Raw genomic sequence first — 12,089 nt, 5'->3', positions numbered from 1 at the left:
TACTCATAAGAGACGGTGTTCCCGCTGGGCGTGACCAGGCTGATGACCTGATCGTCGCCGTTGCGGTTCATGACGGTGGTGCGCCCCATGGGATCGGTAATCGAGGTCCGCGTGCCGAACGGGTTGGTTGCAAACGTGTAGGTGTTTCCGGCGCCATCGGTATAGGAGGGCGCGGTCCTGTCGGCCAGTGAGAGGGGATTGGATTCGGTAGCGGAGCCGGAGGGAAGATTGTTGATCAGGTTTTGTGCGGTTTCCGTGTTGTAGAGAGTGTTCGAGCCGTCCGCGCGGTCGACGCGGGTGATCTGGTTCGACGCGTTGTAGGTGTATTGCGTCTGGTTGCCGGCGGCGTCGGTCTGTTGGGTCATGCGATGCTGAGCATCGTATGTAAACGTCCGTGCCGTCCCGTCAGGATTGGTGATCTTCGTCAGGTCTCCGTGTGCGTCCGTCTCGAATGTCGTCTTGCGGCCGAACGGATCGGCGATCGACGTGAACCGACTGGAGTCGTTGTAGGTAAACGTCGTGACCTTGCCGACGGGATCGGTGACGGTCAGGAGTTCGCCGTTGGCGTCGTAGGTCATCGTCGTTGTGTTGCCGATCGGGTCGGAGACGCTGGTCTGTCTGCCGTTTGCGTCGAACACCCTTATGAACATGTCCGCCTGGGTCCACGTGAAGGTGCCGTTGCCGGCCTTGGACAATCGTGAGAAATCGCCGACCGAGGGGGTGTAGGCGCCGTCGGTCTCGGCTGTGAACTGAACGCGGTTTCCATCGCCCGCCTCGATACTGACGGTGTCGTTCACCTCGTGAAGTCGGCACACGTCCACGATACTCCAGCCGTAGCCCGCAGCGGGGGGTTGGTTCTCGGACAAGACCACGGTGCCGTCAAACTCGCTCTCGAAGCCGAGATACGCGAGAGAGGACTTCGCTGCTTCATGATCTGTCTCCTGAACGATCAGGCAACACGAGAACCCCCTTGAGCCCGTCTCTGGGTCATGCTCGCCATGCGGAGCGTCATCAGATGCTGCCCGCGCCGGGCCACAACATCAGCCGGCACCGGTTGTCAAGGAGCCTGAGAGCCTTGCGCCGAGAAAGATCCTGTTGCCTGCAACAGTACCCCTACCCCTCATTCTATCCGGTCTGGAATATTCCGCAACGGTTTCTCTCCCTGCCGCTGGAGATCTCTGGAGGTGCGATTGGGGATTGTGCATCAACCTCCCGTCTCCGCCGTCCATCCCCCGGAAGTCCCTCACAACCCGGGTTCTGATAACCCTTGACGACACCGGGATTTGTGAGAACTCGCTGTCCGTTTGCCGACCAATCGTCTCCGTTCCTTGCAGATCCTCGATCCTGGGAACTGTGGACGGGAAAGGGAGCCAGGCGGCCCAACTGGCCTCAGATCGCGAAGGACCGGCCAGATGCCCTTGAACCGCCTGTGCCAAGCCGAGGGGATTCCACCGGCTGCATGGCGGGACGGTGAGCGATCCGCTGGGAGAAACGGACCGGATTGGCGTCGAACGGATGATCGTCCGCCATCAACGGCTGCTGGCCCGTCGTCCCCGGGCGGCCTTCGGGACCTGTTGCTGATCGGGCCGCCGGGGGCGGTTGATCGGTGCCTTGGGAGGGGGCCAGGAGTCGGGATGCGCTTGGGCGTTGCGGCGAGGCTGTTTCGTTCCAGGCAAGAACGGGGGAGCAATGAGGCCAGCATGGCGAACTGCCGGCGGCGGCGCCCAACGACGCAGGCCAACGACCGAGCCTGCACAGGATGTTGGCCAGACCGAGGATCGTATGGTTGCGGGTCGTTCGCCTCGCCATTCTCGGATGGGGTGTTGTCGGCTGTTGCCCAAAGGATGTCAGGGGTGGGTCGCTCACCGTCGTCTGGCAGGCCTGTGAAATCAGCCTTCGCAAAGCGGTGGACGCCATGAGGAATCCGTTCTTCGGTTGTTCTGGGTGGAGATGTACTCCAGTGCTCCAATGTCTTGTCTCGTAGACATCATGTTACAGGTTCCTGTACCATCCGGCCTTCACAAAGCTCTGTGCAAGATGCCGTGTGTTGTTGTCGATCCGAATTTGTCGTGATGGAGCTTGACTCGGGCCGTGACGTTGTGTATTATCCGAAGCATGTTTCCGGCATGGGGGTGTGAGGCATATGCTCTGGATGAGATCGCGGGGGCAGGACGGCGGCCACGGATCGAATGTTCCTGAAGCTGCGCATACGCCGCCTCGTTCGGAGATTGCCTCAGGACACGCCTTCGTCGATAGGGGGTTTGCGGGCATGGACGGCCGCTTGCGCAGAAGCGGATGAGGCACTTCTGCCGGCGCTCCATGTCTCGGAGATTCCAGTTCATCGACGAGGAGTCTGCATCGCCGTCTGTCACGGTCGCGGGGACAGCGAGGGGGACGGGGTTTGTGCGGAGGCAGGGGGTTTGACATGGCGGTAATCGCCAGGCGCGCGGACAACCCACCAGTACTGGGTCTTGGAGTTCATAGGGTTGTGGACTTGGACGGTCGATGGTGGGTGGGCCACACCAGGTCGCGATGCGAGAAGGCGTCGGCGTGGGAGTTCGAGGAGCGCGGGATCGGCTATTTTCTGCCGATGATCTGGAAGACACACATCTCCAGCGGGAAGAGAAGGCGGTCTCTTCTTCCACTGTTTCCGTCGTATATCTTCTTCTGCGGCGATGAGACGGTTCGCCAGATGGCGTTGGGGACCAACCGCCTCTGCCAGGTGATCCCGGTGGCCGAGCAGGATCGTTTCGTTTCGGAACTCGCGGGGATTGAACAGGCTCTGGCATCGCGGACTCCGGTAGAGTTGTACCGTCACGCGGCGGTCGGCCGGAGGTGCCGTATCGCCTCGGGGTCACTGAAGGGGCTGGAAGGGGTGGTGGTCAGTCGGGGCAGGCGGGCACGTCTGGTGTTGGAGGTCAGCATGCTGGGCCAGGGCGCTCTGGTGGAGATCGAGGCGGATTTGCTGGAGCCTGCGGAGTAGACGCGGCAGAGCGTATCAGACTTCGAGTGGAGCGGCGCGGCGCTTCCAGGCTGGTGGGGCGCTGCTGATGCTCTGTGCCTTGGTCACGTATTTGGTCTGAACGGGATGGGCCGCAAGGGGTCACAATGCGGGGCGATGTCAAGGCGATCGTGATGGCTGGAGGATCGCGATGCTCCTGGCACGCGGTGCTGCCGCCTTCGCTGTATCCGATCATCCACCGCCCCCTGATCTGGCACATCCTGCGGTGGCTGGCGGAGGGGGGCGTTGCCGAAGCGACGATCTGCGCCGGTCGCGAGATGCATCTGCTGATGGAGTGTCTCGATGATGGGAGTGACGCCGGAGTGCGGCTGGACTACTACCAGAATGAGCTTCCCCGCGGGTCGGCCGGATGCGTGCGGGACGCGGCGAGCGAAAGTGGCGCGAAGCGGTTCGTGGTGGTTGAGGAATCGTGTATACCGCAATTCGAACTGAACGGGTTGTTGGAGGGGCATGGCCGAGCGGAGGCCCTGTTGACGTTTGTGTTGAGTCGAGACGGAGACAGTGTGGGCCGGGGGTTCATCTCATCGGGCATCTATGTGCTGGAGCGTGAAGCCTTTGATGAGGTGCCCGAGGCCGGCTGTTGCGGCATCGAGGAGAGCCTGATTCCCGGACTACAGGCGTGCGGAGCTCGGGTGGAAGCCGACATGCGAGAGAGGCCCTGCCTGACCGTTGGCAACGCCCAGTCTTATCTGTTCGCCAATGCCCATCTGCTGGAGTGCGGATGGCACCTGAATCTTCCAGAAGTGGAGTACGCGCGGCACCTGCAAAGCCGGGTGCACCGGACGGCGACCTGTCCGCTGGGGACGCGCTTGCTCGGGCCGGTTCTGATCGGTCCCGCGACGTTTCTGGCGGATGGGGTGACGGTGGCGGGTCCGGCCGTGATCGGGGCAAACTGCCATCTTGGCCGGGGGGCGGTGGTGTCGCGGTCGGTTCTGTGGGATGAATGCACGATCGGCCCGAACGCCACTGTGGATATGTGCGTGTTCACCGGGGAAACGGGGGTCGAGCCGTTCGAGAAAGTGGAGCACCGCGTACAGGTGACGCCGCGGCCGAGGAACTTCGTGGCGCCCGACGCCAGCAGGGCTCGTTCGACGGTTTTTCAAACCAGTGGTATCAGGTCGTGAGCCGGGGCTGGGAAGTTTGACGGAGGCGGCTTCCAAAGCTCATACCGTTAGGAAGGAAGACCGATGTCGGAGACAACCAAACCAGCGACGCCCTGCATTGTGATTGGCACAAGTGACGGCTGCACCAGATGCGTGGAACTGCGGCGGATCGCGACGGTCATTGGGCGGCGGTCCGATGCGGACGTACAGATCGACGACGCGCGGGTGGCCTCCTACCACGCCGAGATCAGGCGGATGGCCAGTGGCCGGTGGGCGATCAAGAACCTCCAGTCACGCCACCGGACCTGTCTGAACGGCCAGCCGATCAAGCACCACATCCTGGCCGATGGAGACGAGTTGACCATCGCCTCGGTGAAGGTTGTCTTTCGCGACCCGACGGGCGCCTCGGGTGAGCGGGGCAGCCGCACCGTTTACGCGGATGCGGTGTCGGATACCGCCGCGGCGGGAGAGACTATCCTAATGTCTCGACCGGCGAACCAGGTGCACGACCGGTCCTGGCATGAGCATGGGTGGGAAAGCCAGCCCGTTACGATCGGTGAACCGTCCGGATCGGGTCCGCGGTACGCGCCGCCGGCGGTTTGTGAGCCGTCCGGTTACGGCGCCGGCACGGATGGGCCGACATCATCGCCCATGGCGGTGTTGGCCCGGCTGTTGAGGTACAAGTTCACCATCGCGGTGGTGTTTGTGCTGCTGGCTGGAATGAGCACCGGGGCGATCTGGACACAGGTGGTGCCCCTGTATATGGCGACGGCCAAAATCCGGGTTCAGCCGATCATCCCGCGGCTGGTGTTCAACACCGAAGGCAACGGGACCATTCCCTTTTATGAGTCGTTCCGGAACACCCAGGTGGAAATCCTGTTGAGCCCCAAGGTGCTTCAGCGGGCGATGGAGAGTCCGGAAGTGCAGGAGACCGGATGGGGGCGGGTGCAGGCGTCGCTGCCGGGAGGTACGGCCGGCCAACTGAGGCGGCTCCTGGCGGCGATCGAGGCGACACCGCAGACCACCAGCGAGATTATCGACGTGAGCATGACCAGCATCAATGGACAGGACGCTGCGAAGATCCTGACCGCCGTGCTGAACGCGTACATCGTTTTCATCCGCGAGAGCTCGATCCGGGTCAACGACACACTCTATCAGAAGCTGGTCGAGGAGTACGAGTCGCTGCGCCGGGAGATCGAGGGCCGCGAGAGGACGGCCTGGCGGCTCCGGCAGGAGCTGGCCACGGTGGACGCCAACGATCTTCTTTCGCAGAAGCGGGTGCGCCTGGACGATCTGGAGGCGCGGCTCGAGGAAACCGAGTTGGAGCTCGCCATGGCGCAGTGGCAGCGGAGACAATTGGAGGCGTTGGCGGCGGGCCAAGCCGATCGGGCGGAGGCCGGCCCGTCCACCCAGCCGGCGGACCTGATGGACTACGCTCTGGACGAGGAGTGGCGGCGGTTGAGCCGGGACCTGGAGACGGCTCGGCAGCAGGCCGGGGACGCGGCGGGACAGTTCGGTCAGAACCATCCGACGATGGTCGAACTCAGGAGTCGGGTGGCGTTGGGCGAGCGTCTGCTGAAGGATCGGGAGTCGCAACTGGACCACGCGCGGCTGCTAGGGGTCGAACGGGAACTGGGGACGGCGGAGGGCCCCGGAGAAGGCTTCGTCAGCCTGGAGACCATCAAGCAGAAGATCGTGCTTCTGGAGTTGAGGAAGAAGATCCTGACGGAGCACATCAGGGGCCAGAGCCAGACCCTGAACCAGACCCTCAACAGCGCCGAACTGCTGGCCAAGGAGACCGAGGCCATCGGCGTTCGGCACGACCTCTACCGGCGGGTTCAGGCCCGGCTTGACGAGATGGAAATGGAGGCCAAGGCGCCGGGCGCGATCGACATTGTGGCATGGCCGCAGGAACCAACGGTCCCGTCGAAGGACCGGCGGGTCAAACTGACCGGGGTCGCCGTGGTGGGGTCGCTGTTCATAGCGTTCGGGGCGGCCATGTTGCGGGTTCGACTGGCCACCACGGTGGAAGGGGCGGACGAGGTGACGTTGGCCTCTCCCACGCCTTTCCTGGGGCAGATCCCTATGCTTCGTCGGGCTGACGGGCCGCCGGAGGCCTCACCGGCGGTGGCTGAGTGTATTCGCAAGATTCGTACCGGTCTGTTGTACCGCCTGGGGACGCGGCGGGGCAGCGCGATCGCCGTCACCAGCGCGGGCAAGGCGGTGGGCAAGACCACCCTTTCGATCATGCTGGCCAAGAGCCTTGCCTCCTGCGGCAAGCGGGTGCTGCTGGTCGACGTGGATGTGCGCAATCCGAGCATGTCGCAGAAGTTCGATCTCCAGGAACGAATCGGGTTGATCGACCTGCTGGAAGGCCGGCAGCGGGATCAGGATGTCATCGTGCAGAGCGAGGCACCCCGTCTGAGTCTGCTGGCGAGTGGGGTTCCGACGGGTGAGAACCCTGCGGAACTCCTGGCCAACGGGGCCTTTTCAAAGCTCCTGCACCGGTGGCGGGACGAGTACGACGTGATCCTGCTGGACACCACGCCGGTACTCCCGGTGGCGGATGCCCGGATCGTGGCGGGCCACGCCGACGGGACGGTGATGACGGTTCGCGAAGGGTTGTGCCAGCGGGAGGAGGTCCTCGAGTCGCTGGCCTGCCTGAGCGGCACCGGAGCGAAGCTGCTCGGGCTGGTGTACATCGGGTCGCGCGGCGGGCGGTACTACGGCCATCGGTACAGCAACCGCCCCTATTCCTACTCGCCGGCGGAGGGACGAAGCCCCGAGGTTCCGTCGGAGATTGTCCTTTAGAGTTCGAGGACGGGTTGCCTCTGAGAGAATGATCGCCGGAACGCGTCGTGGTGACTGCTATGGGCTGCATGGAACGCGTGTCTGATCTTCGGGTCGCGGTAGGACTGGTGCTGGTCCTGGCTGTGGGCCTGGGGCTGATGAACCGTCTGGTGGCGGCCAGGGTGTCGGTGGCGGTTGACCAGGTGACGCCGACGCTGCGGCCGCTGGCGGATATGCCGATGCACGTGGGGACGTGGCGCGGGGAGGACATCCCGCTGGACAGGCACATGGTCAAGATCGCCAGGGAGGACGACTGCCTGAGTCGAATGTACGTCGATCCCCGGCACGGTCGGGCGGTATGGCTGTACATCGGATACATCGGCCGAGTCCGCAGTTGGCTGGGCCATCGTCCGGACGCCTGCTACGTCAGCCAGGGATGGGAACTCCGCAGCCAGCGGGAAACGCACGTCCGTCCGGCTTCGGGACGGGCGGTCCCGGCGACCCTCTACGAGTTTGCCCATCCCAGCCGGGGAGCGGTGGAGCGGGTCCTGGCGATCTACATCGTCAACGGGGCGTTCTGCGACGATCGGTCGTACCTGAAGTACAATCGGCGCCACCCGAACCTGTTCGGATCGATGGGGGCATTTCTGGCCAGGATTCAGATCGCGACCGCCGGTACCCGGTCGGCTGAGGATGACTACCGCCTCCTGGCGGGGTTTGTCTCGGAGATCGTTGAACCGGTGGTGGCGTGTATGCCTTACTTCGAAAGCCCCGGTACGGGGACGGATGATCATCTGGCGGCGAGGACGGAACAATGAAGGTGGCGATATTGGCCGGTGGCGTGGGAACTCGCCTGGCGGAGGAGACGGAGGTCAAACCCAAGCCGATGGTGGAGATCGGAGGCCGGCCAATCCTCTGGCACATCATGATGCACTATTCCCGCTACGGGCTCAACGAGTTCGTGATCGCGCTGGGCTACAAGGGACAGTACATCAAGCGGTACATGGTGGAGTTTTGCTCGGTGGAGAGCAACCTGACGATCAAGGTCCGCAACGGGGACGTGCTGCGCCACGGCAGCAACAACCCGGACTGGACGGTGGACCTGATCGACACGGGCATCGACACGCTGACCGGCGGGCGGATCAAGCGGCTGGCTCCGTACCTGGGCAACAGCACGTTCATGATGACGTGGGGCGACGGAGTTTCGAACGTCGATCTGGACCGGCTGCTGGAGTACCACCGTTCGCACGGGAAGCTGGCCACGGTGACGGCGGTGCGGCCGCCGGCGCGGTTCGGGCACATGGTGTTCAGCGACGGCCAGGTGGTCGAGTTTTCGGAGAAGCCGCAGACCCAGGAAGGATGGATCAACGGGGCATTTTTCGTCTGCGAGCCGGGCGTGATGGACTACATCGACGACGATCAGACCCAGTGGGAGCGCGAGCCGATGGAGCGGCTGGCGCGGGACGGGCAGTTGATGGCGTATCGCCACGAGTCGTTCTGGCAGTGCATGGACACGCTGCGGGACAAACGGCTGTTGCAGGAACTCTGGGACGGCGGCACGGCGCCGTGGAAAACATGGGAGTAGCGCAATGAAAGTACTGGTGACGGGACATCTGGGGTACATCGGAACGGTGATGGCGCCGATGCTCCGATTCGGCGGGCATGAGGTGACCGGGCTGGACAGCAACCTGTACCGCCGGTGCACGTACGGAGAGGGCATGGCTGATATGCCTTTTCTGGAGAAGGACATCCGCGACGTGGCGGTCGAGGATTTGGGTGGATTCGCAGCGGTGATTCACCTGGCGGGATTGTCGAATGATCCTCTGGGCGATCTGAACCCGGAGCTGACGTATGAGATCAACCATCGGGCGTCGGTGCGTCTGGCTCGGCTGGCGAAGGAGGCGGGTGTACGGCGTTTCCTGTTCTCGTCGTCATGCAGCAACTACGGGGCGGCGGGTGACGATTTCCTCGATGAGCGATCACCGTTCAATCCGGTCACGCCATACGGAAAATCCAAGGTGCTGGCCGAGCAGGGCATTTCGGAACTGGCCGACGAGGATTTCTCACCGACGTTTCTGCGCAGCGCGACGGCCTACGGCGTTTCGCCGCGCCTGCGGTTCGACCTGGTGCTCAACAATCTGACCGCGTGGGCACACACGACCGGCAAGGTGATGCTCAAGAGCGACGGGCGTCCGTGGCGTCCGATCGTGCACATCGAAGACATCTCCCGTGCCTTTGCAGCGGCCTTGGAGGCCCCGCGGGAACTGGTGCACAACGAGGCGTTCAACGTGGGCGTAACCGAAGAGAACTACCGGGTTCGCGAACTGGCCCAGATCGTGGGCGAGACGGTGCCCGGCTGCCATGTCACGTTCGCCGAAGGGGCCAGTCCGGACACGCGGTGCTACCGGGTCAACTGCGACAAGATTCGCCGAACGCTGAAGGGTTTTGAGCCGCTGTGGACGGCCCGGAAAGGGGCCAAGCAGCTTCACGAGGCTTTCCGCCGCCGGAGGTTGAGCCTCGAGGAATTTGAGGGACCCAGGTATCAGCGGATCGGCCACGTCCGCTGGTTGATGGAGGAGGGGCTTCTGGGACCGGACTTGCGGGCGCCTGAACCGGCAGCGGTCTGGGTGGAGAATCAATCTACTGGGAAGGTGGTGATCAATGGCTAACGTCAACGATCGTCTGAACGACAAATGCGCTCGGGCCCGATGCCGGTCGTGCCAGCGGGTGGGCCTGCTGGCGGTGATGGACTTGGGGTTGATGCCGCCGTCGGACGGGCTGCTGTCGGCCGAGCAACTCGAGCAGCCGGAGGACCGCTATCCGCTGGAGGTGGCATTCTGTCCGGAGTGCGCGCTGGTCCAGATCCTCGAAACCGTGCCGCCGGAGAAACTCTTCACCGACCGCTACCAGTACTATTCTTCGTTCTCGGAGGCGCTGCTGGTTCATGCGCGGGGCAACGCGCTGAACCTGATCGATCGCTATGGATTGAGCCCCGCCAGCCTGGTGGTGGAATTGGCGAGCAACGACGGGTACCTGCTGAGGAACTTCGTCGCCAGGGGGATTCCGGTGCTGGGAATTGATCCTGCGCCCGGACAGGCCCGGGCGGCTGAGCGGATCGGGGTACGAACGCTCTGCGCGTTCTTCGGCCGGGACCTGGCTGCGCGGCTCGTTGACCAGGGCACGCGGGCGGACGTGATCATCGCCAGCAACGTGCTGGCCCACGTGGCCGACACGCGGGGTTTTGTGGACGGCATGGGCATGCTGCTCAAGGATGAGGGCACCATTGTGATCGAGGTGCCGTACGTGCGCGACCTGATCGATCAGTGCGAATTCGACACGATCTATCACGAGCATTTGTGCTACTTCTCGGTGACGTCACTGGACTGCCTGTTCCGCCGTAGCGGACTTTTCCTCAACGATCTGGAGCGGCTGTCAATCCACGGCGGTTCGCTGCGGCTGTACGTCAATCGTCACGAAAACGTCCAGGAGCCGGTTCGGCGGATGCGCGACGAGGAAGAGCGACTGTCGGTGAATCGACACGAATACTTCCGTGATTTCGGCGTACGGGTGGAAGGAATACGAACGGCAATGCGCGAACTGCTGACCCAGCTGAAGGCCGATGGGCGCCGGATCGCGGCGTACGGGGCAGCGGCCAAGGGAACCATCATGCTCAACTACATCGGCGTCGAGCCCGGGATGATCGACTTCGTGGTGGACCGCAACGTGCACAAGCATGGCAAGTACATGCCCGGCGTCCGGATTCCGATCTGCGAGCCGTCGCGGCTGATGGAGGCGATGCCGGACTACGTGGTGTTGCTGCCGTGGAACTTCCGCGAGGAGATCCTGGCCCAGCAGACTCCGTACCGGAACCAGGGCGGGAAATTCATCGTTCCGATCCCGGAACCGACGGTGGTCTAGCTGACGTGGTGGGAGTGTGATGAACAAGACAACCCTGAACGATACGTGCGACTCTGGGACGAAGGATACGACGGTGCAGTGTCCGAACTGTCTGGGCGCCGGCATGTGCGTCTTTCACGCCGTCGGCGAGGTTCCGGGCAATAGCTGTCTGCTGCTGGACAGCCGCGAGGAGGCACTGGCCTATCCTCATGGCCATCTGGCCCTGGGCTTTTGCCCGGTCTGCGGGTTCATCTCAAACACCGCGTTCGATCCGGGGGTTCAGACCTACTCCCTCGGTTACGAAGAGCAGCAGTCCTTCTCGCCGCGATTCCGGGCCTTCCAGACCGCACTGATCCGGCGGCTGATCGACGCCTATGGCGTTCGAGGCAAGGACGTGGTGGAAATCGGCTGCGGCAAGGGCGACTTCTTGATCGAATTGTGCCAGGCCGGCGGCAATCGCGGAGTGGGGATCGATCCGGCCTGCGAACCGGACCGGATGGCCGGTCGGACCAATGGCCAGGTGCGGTTTATCCCGGAGTATTACAGCGAAGGGCATGCCTGCCTGCCGTGCGACGTTCTGTGCTGCCGCCATACGCTGGAGCACATCCACCAGACCCATGCATTCATCCGACAAGTGCGGCGGGCGTTGGGCGATCGGCCCGAGGCGCTGGTGTTCTTCGAGGTGCCGGACGTGGTGCGGGTGCTGCGGGACTCCGCCTTCTGGGATGTGTACTACGAACACTGTTCGTACTTCAGCCTCGGATCGCTGGCCCGGTTGTTTCGCGCCAACGGGTTTGCGATCCAGGAACTGGCGAAAGACTTCGACAACCAGTACCTGCTGCTGGCCGCCCACCCGACAACGGACTCGAACGGGTCCCGATTCCCGGAGGAAGACGATCTGAAGCAGCTCGAAAACGACGTCCGGCAATTCACGATTGCGGTCCGGCGGCGCGTGGACGGATGGCGGACGGACCTGGAACACATGCGGAAGCAGGGACGGCGGGCGGCGATCTGGGGCTCGGGCTCCAAGTGCGTGTCATTCCTGAGCGCCGTGGAGGCTGGGAACGAGATCGCAGCGGTGGTGGATATCAACCCGCATCGGCATGATCGATTCCTGCCCGGCTCGGGCCGGATCATCAGCCCTCCAGCCGATCTGCCGTCGTATCGGCCGGACCTGGTCATCGTGATGAACCCGATCTACCTCGATGAGGTCGCCTGCGACATACGGGCGATGGGGATGGATTGCCGGATCACCGCCGTGTGAGCGTTCTCGGGAG

9 protein-coding genes are annotated in these 12,089 nt (G+C 63.5%); 8 read left to right on the top strand and 1 reads right to left on the bottom strand.

The window, feature by feature from the left end:
- Window positions 1-821, bottom strand: an 821-nt coding sequence (locus tag GXY33_11045) for an RHS repeat protein (protein NLX05668.1), incomplete at its 3' end; no start/stop codon positions are given.
- Between the two features lie 1,667 nt (window positions 822-2,488).
- On the opposite strand from GXY33_11045, the gene GXY33_11040 reads away from it, so the two are divergent.
- The 8 genes from GXY33_11040 (at window position 2,489) to GXY33_11005 (ending at window position 12,076) form a co-directional block, all read left to right on the top strand.
- The gene (locus GXY33_11040) at window positions 2,489-2,983 is read left to right on the top strand and encodes a hypothetical protein (protein NLX05667.1); all 495 of its coding nucleotides are present in this window, start codon (window positions 2,489-2,491) and stop codon (window positions 2,981-2,983) included.
- A 125-nt stretch (window positions 2,984-3,108) separates the two neighbouring features.
- Window positions 3,109-4,146 carry an NDP-sugar synthase gene (locus GXY33_11035; protein NLX05666.1) on the top strand — a complete coding sequence of 346 codons (1,038 nt, stop codon included), beginning with the start codon at window positions 3,109-3,111 and terminating at the stop codon, window positions 4,144-4,146.
- A 63-nt stretch (window positions 4,147-4,209) separates the two neighbouring features.
- Window positions 4,210-6,936 carry a polysaccharide biosynthesis tyrosine autokinase gene (locus GXY33_11030; GenBank protein NLX05665.1) on the top strand — a complete coding sequence of 909 codons (2,727 nt, stop codon included), beginning with the start codon at window positions 4,210-4,212 and terminating at the stop codon, window positions 6,934-6,936.
- Window positions 6,937-6,983: 47 nt separating this feature from the next.
- Window positions 6,984-7,733 (top strand): exosortase-associated EpsI family protein, encoded by a 750-nt coding sequence (locus GXY33_11025; protein NLX05664.1) that lies wholly within the window; start codon window positions 6,984-6,986, stop codon window positions 7,731-7,733.
- Window positions 7,730-8,500 (top strand): glucose-1-phosphate cytidylyltransferase, encoded by a 771-nt coding sequence (gene rfbF / locus GXY33_11020; protein ID NLX05663.1) that lies wholly within the window; start codon window positions 7,730-7,732, stop codon window positions 8,498-8,500. Before GXY33_11025 ends, rfbF begins: the two co-directional genes overlap by 4 nt.
- 4 nt (window positions 8,501-8,504) lie before the next feature.
- On the top strand, window positions 8,505-9,584 hold the full coding sequence (locus GXY33_11015; protein NLX05662.1) for an NAD(P)-dependent oxidoreductase: 1,080 nt from the start codon (window positions 8,505-8,507) through the stop codon (window positions 9,582-9,584).
- Window positions 9,577-10,833 (top strand): class I SAM-dependent methyltransferase, encoded by a 1,257-nt coding sequence (locus GXY33_11010; GenBank protein NLX05661.1) that lies wholly within the window; start codon window positions 9,577-9,579, stop codon window positions 10,831-10,833. Before GXY33_11015 ends, GXY33_11010 begins: the two co-directional genes overlap by 8 nt.
- 19 nt (window positions 10,834-10,852) lie before the next feature.
- Window positions 10,853-12,076 carry a methyltransferase domain-containing protein gene (locus tag GXY33_11005; GenBank protein NLX05660.1) on the top strand — a complete coding sequence of 408 codons (1,224 nt, stop codon included), beginning with the start codon at window positions 10,853-10,855 and terminating at the stop codon, window positions 12,074-12,076.
- Window positions 12,077-12,089 lie beyond the last annotated feature (13 nt).

Source organism: Phycisphaerae bacterium, from assembly GCA_012729815.1.
Lineage (GTDB): Bacteria > Planctomycetota > Phycisphaerae > JAAYCJ01 > JAAYCJ01 > JAAYCJ01.
The sequence above is the reverse complement of the archived record's forward strand: the minus strand, read 5'-3'. Positions and strand labels throughout refer to the sequence as shown.